Source organism: Parapedobacter sp. (assembly GCF_053550995.1).
In genome coordinates this window covers 14,850-37,043 of record NZ_JBMQOC010000039.1, presented here as the reverse complement: position 1 = coordinate 37,043, position 22,194 = coordinate 14,850, and the positions used below count along the sequence as shown (strand labels likewise).

Sequence of the window (22,194 nt, the reverse complement as noted above, 5' to 3'; positions counted from 1 at the left end):
CTTTTTTATGATTAGTCAAATTTAGTGTGTTCAAGGCACGTGCTATTCCCAACCTATGGTTTGGGTAAGGGTGTAGCCACGTTCTTCATAATCGATAATCTGCGATTGACCCACCGGCGCCATGTAAACTTCGCTGCCAAATGCATTGCGGTTCGCCGCATTTTCGATCATGTAAAACCCAACCATATCAGCTGCATTGGAACCGTTGTAGGTCACAATTGTTCCATCTTGTTTCTGCACTTTCAACACCCCTTCATTACTTTCGGATAGGAGGACGGGTATGTCCTCTTCAACAGCTATCCACGGGCCGAGGAAATAATCCGGGTCGGTACTGAAATCCATATACTCAATTTTTCCCCACCGTTTTATATCCAGCAACCGCGTATGCTCATAGAAAAATTCCATGCGCCGTTCGCGGCGGATTTCCCAAATCAGTGCCGACACGTCGGCATCACGGTCGGGATCGTCCGGAAGCGCGGCAAGCATCAATGGTGCCGTTTTCTGTACGCCTTTTGCGATGGCGGCCTCATCCAATGGCCGATTACGGATCGCGTTGATGGAGGCATCGAGATCGCCTTGCGTTACCGCAGGGCCACCAAAGAACTCGGCCAATACGGCTTTGGCCTCAATCCAGTTCAATACAGGCTCGGCCAACCGCATCACGGGTGCATCGTTAGTATTGGTATTGCTTCCCCAGGCAGGCGGATAACTTTGCCCGATATAGGTCATGGCCTCGCGCGAGGCAAACTTATAGGTATAGAATAACGAAGCCGATGCGGGGCGGGGATCTTCAAATATGGTTGCTTCAAAGCGGGGATCACGCGTTACAGCTAGGTCGGTTATCGAAAAACTGGACGCATCAGCGATTGTCGAATGCTGCCAAACCTGGCCGTCATTACAGATAAATGATTTAACAAACTCGAGATTCGCGCCTGCGGGCTGCCCTTCCGTGCCGTTATTATAAGAGCCGATGTGGTGGGTGACACCCAATGCGGCATCATACGTCCGCCACATCAATATTTCCGGGTTGCCATCCAGGCTCTCCGAAGCGAAAAGGCTCTTGAAATCGCTTTCAAACGAATAGGGGCCGCTCATCGCAAACGCAGCCGCCTCAACGGCAAATTCAAGGTATTTTTTCGCCCGTTCTGCATCCAGCCCATGATAATGCTGGAATGTACCCTCAAACAGCATAAAACGGGAGATAAACGCAGCAGCAATATACTTATTGAGCATTTGCTTCCCATCATCGACCCGGATGTTATCCATCACGAACTTGAAATCGTCGTACACGGCATCCATCACCACGCCGCGATCGTCACGGTCTTTATACAATTCATCCCATGCATCATCGGCTACCACATGATCGTAATACGGCACATCGCCGAATACGTGGACCAGGCGGCTGTACTCAAAGCCGCGGAAAAAACGTGCTACCGCCACCCAGTGATTATAGGCTTCGGCCTCCAAATTGGTTTGTGCAATATTCTCCAGCCGGTTAATAAAAATATTGGCTTTGCGCACCCACGAGAAATTCCACGTAGGACCGGCGTATTGGCTCATCCAAGCCGCGTCCTCGTCGGTAGAACTCCGGGTTGCCGGTACGCTGTTTTCAAAGTGCGCCTGCACGTTGCGGCTGGTCACATCGTCTGAAAAGGTATAGCCCCTCACCGGTGTATAGTCAACACCCCATCCACTATCGTAGCCCACAAAATACTGAGAATAGAAGCCGTTAGCGAAGAGCCGGACATCCGTTTCATTCCGCCAGAAATTATCATCGACAGGTTCGGTCAGTGGTGGCCGATCCAGGAGATCGTCGTTACATCCGGCAATCAACAACGATGCCGTGCATATACTGTATATGAATTGAGTTGGAAATTTCATCGTTTTAACGTTTAGAAGTTCAACTGAACACCAAATGATACACTTTTGAAAGCCGGGGTTCCCATGCCCGTACGGCTCAAATTATAATTCGTATCGTTCCACATGGAGAAGCCGGCTACCGCCTCGGGATCGATGGGCAGGCCATTCAGGTTATCCCATGTGACAAAGTTCTCCAGCGATGTATAAACCCGTAGGGAATTGATACCTATCTGGCTCAATAATGACACCGGCAGCGAATAACCTAACGAAATGTTCTTGATACGCAAATAAGACATATCCAGCAAGTACCTGGATTGCCGCTGCATGTTGTTATTCGTGTTGTTCCCTGCGTTATTGTAGGCTGCTGGATAGAAGGCATCGGTATTCTTGGGCGTCCAATAATCGTCCGCAATCGCCGCGGGCATGGCTCCATCTGAAGTATGGAATCCGGGAATGGCCAAATTACCACCACCCCACACTTCGCGGCTGCCTACGCCCTGGAAGAAGACAGCGAAGTCAACGCCCCTGTAATCAGCACCTAACCGGAAACCGTATTCATATCGCGGAGTGAAGTTGCCGATGACTTCCCAATCACCGTGATCGCCCACAAGCTGGCTTCCGTTATCCAGTTCGCCATCTCCGTTTACATCCACGAATTTAACATCGCCAGGGCCGAAATAAAAGTCTGCACTATTTTGCAGGAAGGCTTGGTAAACGGGTTTTTCGCCGTTCGGCCCCGGCTTGAGCTTATAGGCTTTCCGTCCCGCATATTTTGCACTTTCCGCTTCGGTCAATGTAATCAGCTGCGGCTCACCATCGGGGCCCAATTCAAAATCAGCGTATTGATACAGCCGATCCGTGCGATACCCCCAGATTTCACCATATGTTTTCCCCACATAATAGCTGTTTACGCTCTGCGTTGTTCCGTATTCCATGATGACCGACTTCGCATCGGAAATATTCCCCCGTAAATTGATTCCTAAGCCATTGTCGAAGCGGTGATTGAAGTCCACCGCAACTTCCCACCCCCTTGTGCGCAACGACCCATAATTGCTTTGAGGTGCATCAGAACCGAAGGTTGGTGGCACACCTTCTGCCGGCACAATCATGTTTTCGGTATTGCGTTGATACCAATCGAATGAAAAACCAAATTTATTGTTGGAGAAACGCGCATCCACCCCGAAATCCAAGGTGGTGACGTCCTGCCAGGTAATCGCAGCCGCAACGGCATTCGGGGTACCCACAAAATACGAACGGGAGCCATCCCCACCGATCCAGGTAGATTGTCCGATGTCCATCGTGGGAACGTACAGATTGCTTGGCACGGTCTGATCACCGATGGTGCCCCAGGAGCCCCTGAATTTGAAAAGATCCAGCCAGTCTCGCGTACCTTCCATAAAGCCTTCTTCACTCAGTACCCATCCAGCCGAGAACGAGGGGAACCAGCGCCATTTCAGATCCGTTGGGAATTTCGAGGTACCATCGTACCGCAAGTTCGCCTCCACGAGGTATTTGTTTTGAAACGCATAGTTGACGCGACCGAAATACCCCAATTGCGCCTCCCAGAATTCACCGCCGTCTCCCGTCCACGTGCCGATGCCATAGGGAAACTGCGGATTTACAATATCGATGAGATTGGTTACTTGGGTAAAATGGTTCGCCCAATCATCAGTCACTCGATTCATCCCGAGCATGAACTTAAAGTCATGCCCACCTTCCAAGCCTAGGTTATAGGTTGTAAAAGCATTAATGGTATGTTTATTCAGGTTCTCGGAAAGCTTGTAAATATGGTCCGGGTTCGATCCAGGTGCTGTGTATGTTTCCAATCCCAGATCATAAGCTGGCATCGCTCCCTCTGCGGTACTTGACACCACTTCTCCAGCAGAATTCACATAAACGGGGTTACCATCCTCATCAACCCGTGCCTGGGGTGCCACCCATGAGTTGCGGGCGGTGTACTTCGTCCCCGGTCGGTCCCAAACGTGTCCTTGGTTGGCATATGTATAATCAAAGTCGACCGTCCAATTATCCATAAGCGTCACCGTCCCCCCGAGGTTTAGGTTCAAATAGTTATACAGCAAACTTGCGGTATTTGCCGCCGCTGCTTCGCTAGCGGGACTGCGAATAGGATCTCCATTCTCGTCATTGCCAAGCGGATAAACCGGACTCCACCTGAAGAGATAGAGCCATGGGTCGGCCGTGGTTGAGCTGGTCACGTATGGGTATTCTTTGTTTCGTTGGGAATACAACACACCCGCTCGCGCTGTAAAGTATTTATTGATTTCACTGGTCACGCGCAACGACGCATTGTATCGGGTAAACTGATCTTTCTTCGCCGGCTTCATCATCCCGCTTTGATCCAACAGACCCAAACCGAGATTGTACGAAGTCTTTCCGGAAGTGCCCGCGATGCTCAGGTTGTGCTGCTGTGTGGGCGCCCATTCACGCACCATCGCTTCATAGGGATCATACGTACGTAACCCAAATTTGTAAGGTCCGCCCGGTTCGAAATACCAATCCCGACCATACACTGTCGGGTCGTCCATTCCAATAGATCCGCCATACCTATTGTGCCAATCGACCGCACGGGCGTAGCTTGCGCTATCGACTTTATAAAACGCGCCGGTAATTGAACCGCCAACCCGGTTTACGGCATCCAGCGAATATTTCAACCCATTCAGTTGTGCCATCCGTAAGTCTTTCCAGGGGTTTTGAAAAGAAAAGTTATTGGAATACGTGATTTGGGGTTTTTCGATTCCGGTACCTTGCTTGGTCGTGATTAAAACAACGCCGAATGCCGCTTTGGCTCCATATATCGAAGAAGCGGCAGCATCTTTTAACACCGTGATGGATTCAACATCGAGGGGGTTGACGAGCGTGATGCTGGGGATTTCCACGTTGTCCAGCAAAATCAACGGCTGGGTTTGGGTGCCCCCGTTTGCCAGCCCTTGTATGGAAGCAATTTGCCCCCGTATACGGATTACGGGATCAGACCCGATCTCGCCGCTTGGAAGCGTCACGCTTAACCCGGGTGTTGTCCCCTGGATGGCCCTACCCACATCGGCGATTGGTCTCGCCTCTAAGTTTTCTTTCACGCTGATTGTTGAAACCGCTCCGGTGAGGTTGCCCCGCCGCTGCGTTCCGTAGCCCACCACCACTACCTCGTCGATGCTGCGACCGGCAGGTTGCAGGGCCACCGCCATGGTTGCGGAGGTCACTTCCACGTCCTGTGATGTAAATCCGATCATGGAAAAGTGCAGGGTACTGCCCATAGTGGCGGAAATCGAAAAATTACCGTTTTCGTCGGTACTCGTGGCCGCTTCGCCGCCGACGACCGACACACTGACACCTGGCAGCGGTCCTTCCGGGCCCGATACCGTGCCCCTGACCGTCTGCTGTTCCGCATCCGGTAGGTTTGACAACATTGCACCCACCGTCTCCGAACGGTCGAGCATTGCTTTCGCTCCGGTCGGACCGAAGGCCCAAAGCATCACGCTTAGCGCAATCATCATCGAGAATCGTATTAGTTTTCTCATTTTCTTAAGCGTTTAGTTAGTTAATGCGATATAATTTGGTATAAAAACTATTCAAAATCAGGATACAGCAAGTATGGCTTACGCATGGCTTTATACGCGGCCAAATCGGCCGCCCACGATTCCCGGATGTCGGCTTCGCTTTGCCCGGCAATAATCTGCTTCCGCAATTCGTCGGTACCGGCAAGCTTGTCGAAAAACTCGGGGCGCGAGAAAAACTTGTCTTTGAATGGTGCTTTCTTATAGAAATCGATGAGGTACTTGAGCGTAAAGGCCTGCTCCTGGGGCTCCAAGCCGCGGAGGTCCAAGCCATAGCATTCGTTGCCCTGCTGTTCCACATGGGCGGCCATGCCGGTACGTGTGCCGGGCGTGAACGTAAAGTCGCCAAACACCGGATCGGGATAGCCCAACACCTGGAAAGGCCAGTCCGTGCCCCGCCCCACGCTGATGTCTGTACCCTCAAATAGGCACAGTGACATGTACAGGCGTACGGAGAGTTGGTTGGGCAGGCTGGGCGACGGGATAACCGGCAGTTCGTACGGGGTGCTATGGTCGTAATTTTGCACCGTGATGACCTCGAGGTCGCACTGCGCGCCGCCATCGAGCCACCCTTCGCCATTAATCATCATAGCCAATTCGCCAACGGTGAGCCCATGGATCATCGCGATCTTGTGGTAGCTTACGTTCGATTTGAATTTATCGTCCTTACGTACCGGCCCATCCACCTGGTCACCATTAGGATTGGGACGGTCCAACACAATCAGTTTTGTTCCGTTTTTGGCACACAGCTGCATCACACGGTGCATGGATGTGATATACGTATAAAACCGTGCACCCACATCCTGAAGGTCAAACAACATCACGTCCACGGAGGCAACGATGGAATCGGCTTTTTCATTTTTGCCGTATAACGAATATAGCGGAAGGCCCGTTTCCTCGTCAACATCATTCGATACCTTCTCCCCCCGCTCGATATTGCCGCGAAAACCATGCTCGGGGGCAAAGGCAAACCGTAAGTCCACCTTCTCTTCCAACAGTACATCCACTAAATGGCGGTCGCCCACCACCGAGGTTTGGTTACCCATCATACCCACCTTCTTGCCAGCCAGTAAGGGCAAGTAACGATTGAGCTGCTCGGCACCGGTACGAATGCCTGCATCGTCGGTGGTATCGGCAACGTCTTCGGCACGTTGCTGGGCGTTGCCACCGCATGCTAATACGGCAATCAAGGGAAATAACATCAAAGCGAAAAACGATCCCCGTTTCGCGCTCTTCTTATTTGTCGAAAAAAAACCCATACGTCATTTTAAGGCTACATCAAATTGGACATACAATGTTAGGTAATATTTCCCATAATAATGCATGTTGTTGCGTGTTTTTTAAACAAAAGCATGCAAACAAACAGTTGAACAAAATTTTTCAGGCCATATACAAAACATTAAATTACTGTGTTATAGATAAATGTAGACATAAGAGTTTTTTGGCCTTCAGTTTATTTGCATCTTTATGCGCCAGTCAAAGACAAAAGAAGAGCCTGTAATCGTATACCGACACAGGCTCTTTTTTGATTTAATAGGTATGGGTTGCTAGGGCTGATCCCACCATAGCGGGGTATCCAGCGATTCCTGCTCCGGAATGTTGGGCCGGTTGGCAACGATTTCCGTATTCGGGATGGCAACGCGCCGGATAAAGGCTGGAAGTACTGCTCCTTGCGGCATTTGAAAGCCTTCATATCCGTAATCGTGCCGACGGGCATCATTCCAAGCTTCGTGGTTAAGATAAGTGACCACATATTTTTCCTTGAAGATCAGGTCAAGTGTGAGCTCAGCCGCGCCGACACCCACCGAGGCACGTTCTTTATATGCCGTTGCTTCACTCGCAGGCACACCCAGCATGTCCATGCTTGCCTGTATCCCATCGAGGTAAGCGGCATATGCTCGGGCCTGCAGGTTAGCGCGGAGTGCGGCCTCCGCTTCAACGAACTTCAGCTCGGCATAGGTCATGATATAAATCGGCGCCGTCTCGCTGCTGATCGGACTATTCGTAGATATATAGCACTCATCGTAAACGGTATTGGCCAACGGCCCTTGGTTACCGCCGCCATTGGGCGTACCTTTATAGTCGCCATTGACCGTCAAGTCCGTAATCCGGCTAATCCGGGGGTCGACCATGCCATAGGTAACACCATTGAGGTGGTTCACCCAATTGGCAGACAACCACCCGCCCAGCAAGCCTCCTAAATTACTGGTTGCAATACCCGACCATGGATTATCTCCGTTGAACACCCCCATCTTCATGTCATCGTCTGCAGATGCATAAGAATTATCCAGGGCAGCGAGTACTGCCTGCGGGTCGTAACTTGCCTTTTTCGTTATCTTATTCAGGTGCCGTGCCTTCAACCCATATGCCGTACGGACCCAACGCTCCACATCTCCGCCATGGATCACATCAAGGTCGGCATCGAGTTCCATGGTCGCATCTGTGCTACCAAGCGCCACGATCGCCTCGTCGATCAATTGCCCGATCGACGCGTATAATTGTTCCGGCGAATCATACGCAGGCGTAAAGGTCTCCACCTTGTTAAATGCTTCCGAATAAGGAGCCGACCCCCAAGTATCAAAGACCAAGCTAAGCTGGTAGGCAATGAGCAGCTTGCCCACACCCACATGCAAGTCGGCACCGGCCTCTTCAGCCAACACGACCATGTCGTGTGCGTCTGACATACCGTAGTAGGCCTGCGACCACGATGTGGACAAATCGGTGATGTCATATATATCCGTGGCCGATGCTTCCGTAGGGCTAGCGATATACTGTACATAATTGGCTACCGCACTGCCATAACGATAGGCATTCATGCCCACGCGATGGGTCGTCGACGCCAGCAACGAGTTGACACTGGGCGCCGTCACCAAGTTGGGATTATTGCCTACATCAAAATAATCCCCGCAACTATGGAAAGCCAACACCAGCGACAGACCCCCTATCGTTAGTCTTTTCGTTATTTTTGCTATTGAGGTATTCATGATTCTGTCTCCCAATTAAAATCCAACATTCAGTGTAAACAAGTAACTCCGCAACGCCGGGTAGGTCATCCCCGCAAATCCTTCCGCGTTTGACCCGCTGTTGCTCGTTGAGTTTTCGGGGTCATATCCATTGTAATCGGTAATCACCAGCAGGTTATTGCCCGTCAGGCCCACCGAAGCGTTCTTGATGAACCTGGTGCCGAACCACCTGGCCGGCAAGCTATAATTGACCGACACCGAACGCAACTTCACCCAGCTGGCATTCTGCACGAAATACTCGGAATTGCCCCGATAATAGTTCCGGTAGTAACCATTGCCGTAATCCCTGTCCGTTACCTCATCATAACCTTGCCCCAACCACACCTGTTGGGTGTTGGGTGTACCGTCGGCCAACACCCCTTCGAAAACGATATGGTCATTGCGGTTGACGGTGTAGTCGGCCATGCCGAAGGCGGCCAAGAAGTTATCCATTTGGTTATAGTATTTCTGGCCGAATTGACCGTCTATCAACACGGAAGCGGATAGGTTTTTATAGCTAACGCGGTTGTACCAACCGCCGATCAGCTTTGGGAACACACTACCCAATTGCTTCGCGTCGGAAACGGAGCTCAACATAGGGAATCCGTTGTCACCGATAAGCAGCGGCCGACCTTCATCTAACTTCAGTGATTCATCCACATCCGCCTCGATTTCTTCCGGTGTATAATACCGTTGGTATGTACGGCCATACAGTACCCCGTAAGGCTGACCGGGGATAACGCGCATTTCTACGTTGGAGCTCAGGTATCCAAATTCTGAGGCTACCACCAACTCCCCGCCGAGATCCTCATTGAGCGACAGCACCTTGTTCCTATTGGCCGATAGGTTCAGTTCGGTATCCCAAGTGAAGTACTGGTTTTTCACCGGTGTACCGCCCAGCGTCAGCTCCACGCCAGTATTGCGTATGTTGCCTACATTAAGGGAGGCGATGCGATACCCTGTCGTCGTTGATATAGGTGCCTGCATAATCTGGGCCTCGGAAATAGAATGGTAGAAATTTCCGTCAAACCGGAGCCGGTTGCCGAAGAAACGCATCACCAAACCCGCCTCGAAAGTGTTGGTAAATTCGGGTTGCAGATCTGGATTACCTAACAGCTCGCCCCGAGTAAACCCAGTGAGGCCAGTGGGCAATAGGTCATAGCCCGTATACCCCAAGCTGGTAGCGTAGGGCAATGCATCCTTTCCGATCTGCGCATACGAAAAGCGCAACCGCGTGTAGTCAATCACATTCGGCAGCGTCAGGTGGTCAGACATCACGTAACTGATGCTTGCCGATGGGTAGAAGAATGAATTGTTCGGAGCGAGCAGTGACGAGGTCATATCGTTTCGGAGGGTTGCATTCAGATAAAGGTACTCCCTGAAACTCAGCGTCGCATCGGCAAATGTACCCATCAGCCTGTAATCCTCCCGATAGGTATCCGTCCGCAGCTCATTCACATTGCTCATATGGTACCAGTTCCAAATGGTTAGGTCCCAACCTTCGGTAGCCGAACGATAGATTTTCCGATCAAAGATTTCGTTACCGAGCCGCAGCGAACCGTGGAAGTCCGACGACAGCTGGTGGGAGAGATTGATCATAAACGTGCTATTGAAGGTCCGGTATTTGGTATCATATACGTTGTAGAATCCAAGTCCACCCGCCCCATCCACATCGGCACCGTTTACACCAACCAATATCTCACCTTCCAGTCCCTGAAACCCAGGCGCCGTGCCCTGCCTGTTGTCGCGGTAAGCGTCTACGCCGAGTGTATAGGTAAGGCCCAGCCACTCGTACGGATTGTAATTGAACGTGGTATTACCAATGAAACGCAGCACATCATCTTCAAAACGGTTGGTTTTGGCGACGTAAATCGGGTTTTCGGATAGCCCGGGAAAGGCCATATATAACGTACCGTCTTCCTTTTGGTAGTGCCTCACGTCATAACGCGGCACCCAATAAGCCAACTGCTCGTTATACAGCCCCGCGTTGCCGCGATTGCCGCCGCTGTTGTTGATACTCATGTTGGTCGTTATACTGAATTTTTCGCTCGCTTTCACCTGGGTGTTCAACCGCCCCTGTAGGTTCTTGAAGTCCGTAAACGGCATGATACCCTGTTGCTTGAATTGCGACAGGGAAGAATAGTAGGTTATCCGTCCGGACCCGCCCGATACGCTTAACGTATTTTTATATTGATGTCCTGTATCAAAGGCATCTTCCAGGTAATTATACAGCTTGGCTGGATGGGTGGGATCGATTTCACGGGCTTCCTCCACCGTTGGGCCATAAGCGGGCCAAAAGGAATCGGTATCATACACACCACCCCAGCCCTGTGTATAGACGTCCTGCATCTTCGGGAATTTATTCACCTCGTCGATACCCACCGAACCTTGGTAATTGATGCGGAAATCGCCAGCTTTTCCGTGTTTGGTGGTGATGACCACCACGCCGTTTGAGCCACGCAAGCCATACAACGCGGTTGCTGCCCCGCCGCGTAGGATGTTCATCGATTCAATATCGTCCGGATTGATATCTACTGCGCGGTTACTCATTCCACGCCCCCCGGCCGAAGAAAACTGCGTAGATGTACTATTATCCATAATCACTCCGTCGATGACAAACAACGGGGAATTTTCACGACTTGGATCCAACGAGTTTATACCCCGTATCTGGATCTTTGCCCCTTGGCCGGGAGCACCCCCGGTATTACGGATCTGCACCCCTGCAATCTTTCCCTGTAGCGCGTTCACCATGTTGGGCTGTTTGTTGACAGTCAGTTGCTCGGCCGTAACCGACTGGGCGGTATAGCCCAGGGAACGTTCTTCCCGCTTGATTCCGAATGCGGTTACCGCTACTTCCCCGAGTGTTTCTGACGAGGGCACCAAAGTAACATTGAGGGTTGACCGGCTGCCGACATCCACTTCCTGGGTGGTCATGCCCACCAGCGAAAATACCAACGTATGCGCCGATGTGGCTGCAATACTGTAATTCCCGTTGTTGTCTGTTACGGTCTGCCTACCCTGGCTTTGCACGGTCACCGTTACCCCTTCAAGTGGCTGCCCTTGCTGGTCTACCACGCGGCCACTGACCATACCCTGCTGGGCATAGGCTGTAGACACGAACCAAAATAAGGCAAGCAGCATGTTGCCTAGCTGTTTTAACTGTCTTCGCGTTTTCATTTTTGTGTTAGTTAGTTAATCGACGAGTCATATTTTCCTTTTCACACCCATCCCCCCTCGTTACGCAATACAATTTTAATAAAAAATACAGATTATAGCAATATTTATATTTTTCTCCCAAAAAAACGCATTCCAATCCACCAATATGGTCAAAACAAACACCGAGAACAAGATATATCATGCATAAAGACGCAAACAAACAAAAGCAAGGCCTTCAGTACCGACTAAATCCGCATATCTCTTCGTCGCACAACAGACCTTTTAGCTCTTTGTCATTCAATACATCTTCGTAATGCATCCATCTTCCGTCCACTTTTATCATTTCATAAACTAGGCGGATACCGTGGCTGTAATCTACGTACCAATCGACATGTCCGGTATATAACGGCTGTATGGGAAGACCATCCGATTTATGCCACCCGTAAATGGCGACGCGGTTCGGTCTTTTATCCCTAGCGATCGCATAGCTGATGACCACATCCTTCTTGATACCCGCGATCAACCCTGCCCTGCCATCGCGTCGCTGCTCGATCATACGATGGTGGATAAAGAACGTGGAAACTTTTTCCCGTTCTTCTGTCAGGGGCATGGGCTCCAACTTTACCGCTGCAGCTTGATAAATATCATCTACCATTTTCCTTGTCGGTAAAAAGCAATGGAATTCGTCGGCTATTGCCTGTGCGGTTTTAGGGGTGAGCGGAATCCTGAAAAAATCGGTATCCCTTCCGATAGCAAGGTAGTCGGGCGTCACATAATAGGTAGCCTTGGTCAATTCTCCGTTGGCTGCGGTGATGTTTGTCTCTATTTTGGCCCATTCAGTCAGAAACTTCGGAATATGACCCGCCAAAATCTCCTTTTTTATCCAATCTTCCCGTTCTTGTAAATCAAGGGTATCCAGGTAACTCACCACACCTGCGATTGGCGCAATTTCGCTGCCCCTATGGGGTAAGACGGGCAGCCTATTCGTAGAACAGCCGGCAATCATTGCCGCAAAGGCAAGGTAAAAGAACAGGTTATTCCGTAGTGCCATTCCGCAATTCGCTTTATTTTCCGTCCATGTAATCATAGAATAATTTAGACACCGAGGAGAGGGCTGCCTTCGCCTTTCCTTCTTCCAGCCCACCGGATAGGAGCACCAATACATACCGGCGGCCATCGGGTAGGTAGACGATACCCGAATCATGCAGGATGTGGGTGATCGATCCTGTTTTATTGGCTACTTTTACGTCGTCGGGCAATTTGGCTGGGATGATACCCCGGTGGTGTTGATCCATCAGGATTGCCAGCATCTGCTTGCAGGCCTCTTCGCTCACCACGCCACCGGTGGCCAGCTGCTCGAAGATAAGCATGAGGTCATATGCTGTCGTGGTGTTATTAAGGCCTTTTTCATAAGCCTTGATATCTTCTACTCCGCGCAGTACTCGGATGTCGTCGGCACCGATATGCTTCATCGTCTTCATCACGTTCTTGGCCCCCACTTGGTCGATAATGATATTCGTGGCCAGGTTGCTACTTTCGGTGATCATCCGGTACAACAAGTCGTGCCAGGTGACTTTATCGCCCACTTTGGTGTATAACGCCTGCTCGCTATCGCTCTCGGGCGATAAAGCGTACCGGCTCTTGTCCACGATGCTCCTAAACGTGTTGTAAACGGTGATGGAATCCGTAAGCGCAAACTTCCCTTGTCCCGCCTGTTTGAAGGCTTCGATCATCACCGGCGTTTTCATGGTGCTGGCCGCGTGGAATGATTCGTTTTCGTGGAAAAGTACCCGTTGTCCACTTTCCACATCCATAAATGCATAAGCAAACCGGCCTTCGGGATATTTGCCCAACACCTCCCGGATACGCTCGCGCAACGCTGTGGTATCCAATATAGCGTCTTTGTCTGGCCGTAGCACAATGCGCGACAGTGAGGTCCGGTCGGTTGCCCGCTCGGCGACGAACCGTCCTTCACGGATGGACTTGTCGGCATTGAGCAAAAAGGTCAGGTAGGCATCACCGTCCCGCTCGGGATTGTCGGTAATCAGCCGGAAAAGGTCGCCATGGAACGGCAAAAGCGTGCCACTGTATTGTGGCGAACGGACGAAGTCCAGCCGTAAGGCGGTATCCCCCTGGTGGCCCACCACGATGCGGCCGATGAAGTCGTCGTGGTAGACCCCTACGTATGCATCGAGTGGTAAGGAGGGCTTCATCATGGGGTCGGCGACCACGGGTACGGTCGCCTTGCGGATGGAATCTTGCCGGGCCAACGAGCGGTCCACCCCTTTCTTATAGCCCGCCAACCAGTCGAACGGCTCCGCACCTAAGTAGTGGTCCAAAATGTGGTGGATGATGGCCCAATAAGCACTGGATACGGATTGGTTCGTAAGTACGACCACTCCCAGCCTTCGTTCGGGCAGCATCGCAATCTGTGATACAAACCCGGTGAGCGCACCGCCATGGCCCACCACCTGCTCGCCGCGGTAATCGTAGGTACGGAAGCCAAGCGCATAGCCATAAAAATGTTTCTGTGCGGGTTTGAGCCATGCCGGCTCCTTGCTGATGGGCATCGGCCGGACGACCTTCCAAAGTTCTTCGGTGGTTTCGGGATGGAACAGCAGGCCTTTTTCAGGTGTTCGCCCCGAGTCGAGCTGCGTAATCAGCCAATTCGCCATGTCTGCAGCCGAGGCGGCAATACCGCCGGCCGGATTGCCCGGATCGCCAATGTTGGAGTCGAAGAACTGTTCGATAACCTTCACCTTCCCATCACGGCGGGCGTGGGAATAGGCTACATTGGGCTGTTGGCGCAGCTCGGAAAACCGGCTGATGCTATGGCCCATTCCCACCTTATCGAAAATCCGCCGCTTGACGAAGTCTTCCCAGCTCATGCCCGAAACAGCCTCCACCACCTCGCCTGCGGCGAGGTAAAGAATATTGTCGTAGGCGTAAACCGAACGGAAGTCGTATGCCAAGGGCACATCTTTCAATTTGAGGAGCAATGCTTTGCGGGTGAGGTTGGCCGGCGGGAATAGGAGCATGTCGTTCACGTAGGCCGGGAGGCCGCTGTGGTGCACCAGCAGGTCGCGCACGGTGAGGTGATGGGTTACATAGCTATCGGATACTGCAAACCATGGCAGATACGCGGTTACGCGGTCGTCCCACCTCAGCTTGCCTTCTTCCACTAGCATGCCCAAGGCCGTAGCCGTGAACGCCTTGCTGTTGGAGGCAATACTGAACAGGGTATTTTCATCGACCTTATCCGGATATCCCAGGCGTTTGACGCCATAGCCTTTGGCCAGCACAACCTGTCCATCTTTCACGATACCCAGTCCCAACCCCGGAACATCGAACTCACGGAGTATGCGCTCCACATAGGCGTCGAGATCGGGTGGCAGGCCCGCGGATTGGGCGCGCGCTGAAGACCATAATAAAATCCCGAAAATTACAGGTAAAAATTTATACTTCATCATATGTCCCCTCTCTAGTGTCTGTTGTCGATTGTCTGTTGTCGATTGTCTCATAAATGCCTTTCCAAAAACTCGGCTACCGCCCGGTCTACCTGCACTTGGTGCTTATACAGCATCCAGTGGTGGGTGTCATCGGGGATCATGAGCGTCTCATGCGGCACACCCTTGCGCTTCAATCGGTTCAGCAGGTCTATCGTTTGTTCGAAATCGACATTGGCATCGTCATCGCCATGGATAAGCAATACGGGCGATCGCCAGCTATCCACGTAGGATACCGGCGACGAGGTCTTGGCCAACTCGATAGCCTTTTCGGCGTCGGGAGCAGGCTCGGCACTCACTGGCGGGATACGGCCGATATAGTTGTGCACCCCGTGGATATCCACCCCTGCCGCGAACAGGTCGGAATCTTTGCCAAGGGCAAGTGCCGTAAGGTACCCGCCATAGGACCCACCGTATACGCCGATGCGGCTAGCGTCGACTTGTGGTAGCTCGGCGAGCCACTCGCCCGCGGCCTTGATGTCTTGGTACTCCGCGGCGCCGTATCGACCGGCGAAAAGGGGCTTATGGAAATCGAAACCGTATCCGATGCCCAGTCGGTAGTTGACCGACAACACCACAAACCCGCGGCTCGCAAGGTATTGGTTCAGGGCATAGGTGTTTGAATAATAGTCGCCATAGTGCCAGCCCAACAGCATCTGCCGCTGCGGACCACCGTGGATGAAGACGACGGCGGGTTTCTTGGCAGCACCGCCTGCAGGTTCGAAAAGCTGGCCATAAACCGTCATGCCATCGGCGGCCTTGAACTCCACGCGGCTGGGGGTAACCAGCGGTGCATTTTTCAGTTCCGCGGGGATGAGGTGATCGCCCAACAGGCGGATATCATCCTTGGTCCCGGGCCAAGGCAATACAGCCGGCACGGAGGGACGCGTAGCGGTGGCACTGAGAAAGACCAGGTGATTGCCATCGCCCGTGATATGGGGAAATGTCTCGATTCCGTGACCAGGCGTGATGATGCGCATATCGGCCTTATCCACGGATACGGCAATGAGGTGGCGGCGGTCGATATCGTCGCTGTCCGGCCCGGTATTGGCGCTGGCCAGCAGCCACTCCCCGTCGGGAGAGGGTTTGACGTGCTCTACCATGAAATCGCCGGGGGTCAGCAGCAACGCTTCGCCACCCGTATCGGGGATGGAGTACAGGTGAGGCCAACTGTCGTGGTAGGAGACGAAGGTGATCCGGTCCTTGCCTACCCAATGCAGATTGGTTCCCCCATTGGTGGTCGGCTCGGCGCCTTGCGGCGTACGGGGCGCGCTCCAAAGCAGGGTTTCCGTACCGTCTTCGATATTGGCTACCCATATCGCCCAAGGGTTGATGACCGGGTTGAGGAGCGAGTCGGGCGCTCCACCCCATGCGTCTTTGCGGATGAAGGCGATATGCTTTCCATCGGGCGACCACCGTGGTGAGCCATCCCGGGCAAACGCTGGCGCGATCCACTGGATGGGTGTTTGGGCGTCGCGGAATATGCCGACCAACGAATGGCTACCCCGCGATGACACAAAGGCCAGCGCAGTGCCGTCGGGCGACCACCGCAGGGAGCCATTGGAACCCCTTGCATAGAACAGTTGCTCAGCTTTGGCCGAACCATCTAGAGCACTTACCCATACCTGTCCCTGGCGAATGAACGCGACCCGATCGCCGGTAGGTGAAACAACCGGCGAGTCGCCATCTGCCAATAAAAGAGGGTCACCCCCCGCAAAAGGAACACTCCATACCTGCACTTTGGTAGCTTCGGGTAGCGAAGCCGGATTACGCGGTGTGCTTGCATTACTACCGCCATGGTCGCCCCCTTTCACATAAACCACCCACTGCCCATCGGCCGAAAGTTGTACACTGGTGATCTCATCGCCGAGGTCGTCGTCGTAGCGGGTTAGTTTGCGTAGTTCGAAGGCGGGACCTTCGGCGACGTAAAGGTTGCGCCGCCCTTGCTCGTTGATGGCCAAAGCCACCCGGTTGCCCGAGGCCGATGTGGTTAATTCGGAAGGGAAGGGATAGGATGTGAAAGCCTCCAGGGTAAGCTGTTGGGCAGCAACGGGCTGACTGCCCACCAGGCAGGCAGCCCACCCCAACAAGAAATAACGGATTGATTTAATCACTTGTTTCATATCTAGTGTCTGTTGTCTAATGTCTGTTGTCAAAACCGCTCTCATTGCCCAGCCGGTCAACAGCGGTTACCCTGACATCCGCCAGTGCGGTTTCGCCATCGTCTGCATAAGCGGCCAGTTGCAGCGTCCGGGCATCGCGCGGCAAGATGGTGTAATCCCAATGATCGCCATAACGGCAGTACACTACCCACTTGAACACATCGTCGGGGTCGGCGTGGGACCAGCTTACTGCCACTTCCCGGCCACGTTTTTCTTGGGTAACCACCGGTGCGTCGGGTGCCTCATTGCCCAACCATGGGCTGGCAGGTACCAGCGCTTCCTTTTTATAGGGGCCCTCCAAAAGCCCTTGCGCCACCAGTGGATAGCGGGTAAGTGATGAGATGCTCCAATGCACGGCCCCCTTACTGGCCGGCACCATGCCACGTGTGATCATGATCTGGTTGATTACTTCTTTCACGTTTGCCTCGTTGCCGCCCCGTCCTACATTCATGCCCGGCCAAAGGTGCCGACCCAGTGTGTTTTCGCGCTGCCACCAACCCAGCAGCACCGGGAAGCTTTGGGGTATTTGGGATATCGGCCAATACAACTGCGGTGTGAAATAGTCTATCCAGCCTTTGTTCAACCACAGCTTGGCATCGGCGTAAAGCTTGTCGTACTGGTCCATGCCAGCGATACCGCTCGGATAACCGGGGCGCCAAATACCGAAAGGGCTCAACCCAAACTTCACGTGCTTCTTGGTGGCCTTGATTCCGCGGTATACACGCTCAATAAACTGGTTTACCTGACTCCGGCGCCAATCGCCACGCGAAAGCTTGCCACCGGTCCGTTGGTAGGTCGCCCACGAATCGTTATCGGGGAAGTCTGCACCGCCATTGTAAGACTCATACGGATAAAAGTAATCATCGAAATGTACACCATCGATATCATAGCGCTTCACGATATCCATCACCACCGCCGCCGAGTGGTCTTGCGTGGTTTTCTTTGCGGGGTCGAACCACCAGTAGCCTTCCTTGAGTTTAACCACCGACTCGGGCATTTTGTTGACAAGGGACGACGGCTCCACTTCGCCCGCCGCTATGTGGTGGGCACGATAAGGATTGAGCCACACATGTAACTCGAGTCCACGCTTGTGTGCTTCGTCTACCCAAAAGGCCAGTGGATCGTAGTAGGGGCTGGGCGGCCTACCCTGTTCACCAGTTAGGTAACACGACCAGGGTTCGAGCTTACTATCGTATAATGCGTCGGCTTGCGGCCGTACCTGGAAAATGACGGCATTGAAATGGTGGTCTTTGAGGAAATCCAGGAGTACGAGGGCCTCGGCCTGTTGATCAGCCGTACTTAAGCCGGGTTTACTCGGCCAATTGATGTTGGCAACGGTGGCCACCCAAGCTGCCCGGAACTCGCGCATGGCCGGCAGGGGGTCCGAATAGGCCGTAGAATCCTTTGGTAGGGGCGATTTCGCATGGCAAAAGGTCCACCCAAGCATGCCGAGCAGCAACGTTAGCCAGGTTCGTTTTATCATATTCCGTTTAGTTTATCTACCCATCATGAATCCTTGATTACTGTCCAGCGGTCTCCTTTAGAAATCCCCGCACACCTTCCACGATATGTTCGGCCACTTCTTCATGGAACGCATCATCCAGCAACCGCTCTTCATCAGCCGGATTGGAAAGGAACCCTACCTCCACCAATACATTGGGCAATTCCGTCGGTGCATTCAACGTAAAGTTAAACCCACCTACATTGCCAAAATCGGCCAACCCAAGCTTTCGCATCTCGCCAAGGATATGTTGCGACAGTGGACGGTACGCTTGGTGCCGGTAATAGGTAGACACGCCCTGCACCATCGGGTTACGCGACGAATTGCAATGGATACTGATCAACAGATCCGCATCCGATTGCCGGAATCGCTGCAGGCGATAGCTATTCCTGACCGACTGGTCGCGCGTGCGCGTCATAATCACGTTACTCCCCGCCGCCTCCAGCGCAGCCTTCAGTTTCAGGGCCATAGCCAGGTTGAGGGTTTTCTCCACCACGCCAGTCATACCCGCGGCACCCCGATTGCTTCCACCATGACCAGCATCCACAGCAACGGTAAGTCCGCGGAGGTCGAGCGTATCGGGCTGCGGTTTTACCCGAACAACCAATCGATTGCCTTCATAACCCACCTGGTAGCCCCAAAGCTGCTCCTTCTTCAGTTCGATGAACACCCTGAACACGTCTTTGCTGACCTGCTCATACCATACGTCCTCAATCGCTACGAGCCCTTCTTTTTGGGTAATCCAATTGCTATTTGAGACAGCACCATAAATATCAACCACGATACACGTGGGGTGCTGCCGCACCACATGGGTGTAAGGGAGACGTTCATCCAAACCGATCCGCACAAAGTCGTACGTGCTGTCCGACGTTACGGACCAACTCCCCGTCAGCGAATAGGGGCGGAAATGCGCTCCATGCTGAAGCCGCACATTATTCACGGGGATATAGGCTTGCGCCTGCCCCGAAAGCCGCACACGGTACATCTCACTCATCCGGCCCGTTACTTCCAGCTTGACCAGGCTATCCAAGTAGCCCATCTTGGCCCCACCGAGCCGGTCGGAACCCAATCCGTAATATAGGGGGGCCTCGCTGGTTGTGAGCCCGGTAAGCACATGCGACTGATTCAATACGGTGAGACGCTGGTCGCTCTTTACCGCCATGGTTTTCCGCGTCGTTTTATCGCGGAGGGAAAACGAAACCGGTGCATCGGCAACGTCATCTGACGGTCGGATGACGTATTCGCCGCGGTAAATGCCCGGTACGCCGGTTTCCGCCGTATCGGCTTCAAAAAGAGGGATACCATTGTAAAACGTAGCCTCCATACCCGGGGTCGCTTTCATTTCTACCTGCAACAGGTCGCCGGGTCGCAACCATAGGTCGCCCCCGGGCAATATCCGGGCATACTCGATGGCGAAACCAGTCGTGGGTTTCGGCGGCGCCGGTTTCTCATACACGACCATTATAGACCGGCGTAACGTATCGGTACCCAACACGTGCCATACCAGCAATTCATTGGTTCCTTCCTGCAACGGTAAGGGTGCCGCAAACACACCCGTACCGTAAACGGGCACCTCGATACCGTTGATGAATAACGCACCAGCGGGGTCGGCTACCCCCCGGAAGTACGCCGGTGTATCCGTTACGATCGCATGGTCTGTTGCCGGCGACGTTATTTCCAGTCGGTCTTTCTGCTGGCCCTGCGCGACGGACAAACCGATACCGACCCCGGAACAAAGACACAGACTTAACTTCACGGCGTACAGTTTCCACCTATTTTTCACTCGTATATACTGACCGATCACCGGTACCATACCCATCGTCTTTCCCATTGTATTTAACTGGCTTACCTTTTGGTAAAGCAAGGATAAGAAAAATAGTCGAATATAATGCGTGTTGTTGCATTTTCATTAATAATGTTGCAAGAATGCGTATATGCCTCCGGGATTCTTTCGCAAAAAGTGCGCACTTTGCCTATTTCCTAACCAAACTTTTTCCCTAAACTTGCATGATGGAAGCCGAGTCATTGTATTCATATTACCTTAAACATCCTGTTATCAGCACGGATACCCGCAATATCCCACCCAACAGTCTGTTTTTCGCCTTAAAGGGCGAAAGGTTCAACGGCAATCAGTTCGCTGCGCAAGCGCTCGACAAAGGGGCCAGTTATGCCATAGTGGATGAACCACAGGACGGCGATGACCAACGCTACCTATATGTGTCGGATGTGCTCACGTCCCTCCAGGAGTTGGCACGGCACCACCGCAGCCAGCTCGGGATTCCCGTGGTCGGCATTACGGGTACCAATGGGAAAACCACAACGAAAGAACTGATCCAAGCGGTATTGTCCCAGCAGTTCAGCACCTATGCGACCAAAGGCAACCTAAATAACCACATCGGCGTTCCGCTGACCATCCTTTCCATCACCGCACAGACGGAAATCGCGATCATCGAAATGGGCGCCAACCATGTCGGCGAAATCGCTTTCCTTTGCGGGATTGCCGAACCCACGCACGGGCTAATCACCAACGTAGGCAGAGCCCATCTGGAAGGGTTCGGGAGCTTCGACGGGGTAAAGAAGGCAAAAGGGGAGCTATATGACTATCTAGCCTCACACAACGGCACCCTATTCCTGCAAAACGACAACCCCATACTCCGTGAAATGGTTGCCCAACGCCACGTACGGCAATTGGTAACCTATGGCTTTTCGCCGGAAAATAGCGTTTCGGGGAAGCTAGTCTCTGCCAATCCGTTACTGGATATCCAATGGGCAGCCTCCGAAAGCCGTAGCCACCATACCGTATGCACCCAATTGACCGGTGCTTACAATACCGAAAACATCCTTGCTGCCATCGCTATTGGTCAACATTTCGGGGTATCGCCGGAACAGATCGGTGAAGGAATAAATGGTTACCAGCCTACCAATAACCGGTCGCAACTCACGAAGACAGACCGTAACACCCTCATCTGCGATTATTACAATGCCAATGCCAGTAGTATGGCGGCAGCGCTCGAGAATTTGCGCACATTGGCGGCGGATCGGAAGGCTATCGTGTTGGGCGATATGTTTGAAATGGGTAACGACAGCTATGAAGAACACCGCAAAGTGATTGAAACCGCACTTTCGGTAGAGGCAGCCCGGAGACTGTTTGTAGGAAAAGCATTTTACGAACACCGACAAAACGAAGCCGAATTCTACGAAACCACCGAAGCAGCGAAAGAGGCACTCACGCAGACACCGATCCAAAACGCATTGGTGCTACTGAAAGCCTCGCGGGGTATGGCCTTTGAAAAATTGGTGGACACCCTGTGATCGCTGTCCGCTACCGCACATTAGGTGTCCGATATCGAACAGTTTGATTTTATCGGGCTCCACAAAAACCTGAATTAAAGCCAGTTGTTTTTTTGGCACGGCATTGTATGCATGGGGGTTGGT

The 22,194-nt window shown here is 52.7% G+C and carries 11 protein-coding genes; 1 reads left to right on the top strand and 10 read right to left on the bottom strand.

Features of this window, described 5'->3' with window-relative positions; all coding sequences use genetic code 11:
* Nucleotides 1-42 precede the first annotated feature (42 nt).
* The 10 genes from ACO1NT_RS05910 to ACO1NT_RS05865 form a co-directional block, all read right to left on the bottom strand.
* Complete coding sequence (locus tag ACO1NT_RS05910; protein ID WP_449047499.1) at nt 43-1,881, bottom strand: RagB/SusD family nutrient uptake outer membrane protein; 1,839 nt, start codon at nt 1,879-1,881, stop codon at nt 43-45.
* An 11-nt stretch (nt 1,882-1,892) separates the two neighbouring features.
* Nucleotides 1,893-5,396, bottom strand: a complete 3,504-nt coding sequence (locus ACO1NT_RS05905; protein WP_449047498.1) for a SusC/RagA family TonB-linked outer membrane protein — start codon at nt 5,394-5,396, stop codon at nt 1,893-1,895.
* 47 nt (nt 5,397-5,443) lie between these two features.
* Nucleotides 5,444-6,634, bottom strand: coding sequence for an exo-beta-N-acetylmuramidase NamZ family protein (locus ACO1NT_RS05900; RefSeq protein ID WP_449047548.1), 1,191 nt, complete (start codon nt 6,632-6,634; stop codon nt 5,444-5,446).
* A gap of 345 nt (nt 6,635-6,979) precedes the next feature.
* On the bottom strand, nt 6,980-8,416 hold the full coding sequence (locus ACO1NT_RS05895) for a SusD/RagB family nutrient-binding outer membrane lipoprotein (protein ID WP_449047497.1): 1,437 nt from the start codon (nt 8,414-8,416) through the stop codon (nt 6,980-6,982).
* A 15-nt stretch (nt 8,417-8,431) separates the two neighbouring features.
* Nucleotides 8,432-11,611 (bottom strand): SusC/RagA family TonB-linked outer membrane protein, encoded by a 3,180-nt coding sequence (locus tag ACO1NT_RS05890; protein WP_449047496.1) that lies wholly within the window; start codon nt 11,609-11,611, stop codon nt 8,432-8,434.
* A gap of 214 nt (nt 11,612-11,825) precedes the next feature.
* Entirely contained in the window at nt 11,826-12,641 is an 816-nt protein-coding gene (locus tag ACO1NT_RS05885; protein WP_449047495.1) for a hypothetical protein, read from the bottom strand.
* Nucleotides 12,642-12,654: 13 nt separating this feature from the next.
* A complete protein-coding gene (locus ACO1NT_RS05880; protein ID WP_449047494.1) occupies nt 12,655-15,060 on the bottom strand; it encodes a serine hydrolase in 2,406 nt (801 codons plus the stop codon).
* Between the two features lie 47 nt (nt 15,061-15,107).
* Nucleotides 15,108-17,219, bottom strand: a complete 2,112-nt coding sequence (locus ACO1NT_RS05875; RefSeq protein WP_449047493.1) for a S9 family peptidase — start codon at nt 17,217-17,219, stop codon at nt 15,108-15,110.
* Nucleotides 17,220-17,235: 16 nt separating this feature from the next.
* Complete coding sequence (locus ACO1NT_RS05870) at nt 17,236-18,741, bottom strand: glycoside hydrolase family 10 protein (RefSeq protein ID WP_449047492.1); 1,506 nt, start codon at nt 18,739-18,741, stop codon at nt 17,236-17,238.
* Nucleotides 18,742-18,778: 37 nt separating this feature from the next.
* Nucleotides 18,779-20,590, bottom strand: coding sequence for an N-acetylmuramoyl-L-alanine amidase (locus ACO1NT_RS05865; protein ID WP_449047491.1), 1,812 nt, complete (start codon nt 20,588-20,590; stop codon nt 18,779-18,781).
* A gap of 176 nt (nt 20,591-20,766) precedes the next feature.
* On the opposite strand from ACO1NT_RS05865, the gene ACO1NT_RS05860 reads away from it, so the two are divergent.
* Nucleotides 20,767-22,071: a UDP-N-acetylmuramoyl-tripeptide--D-alanyl-D-alanine ligase gene (locus tag ACO1NT_RS05860; protein ID WP_449047490.1), complete on the top strand. Its 1,305-nt coding sequence runs from the start codon at nt 20,767-20,769 to the stop codon at nt 22,069-22,071.
* The last annotated feature ends 123 nt before the right edge of the window (nt 22,072-22,194 follow it).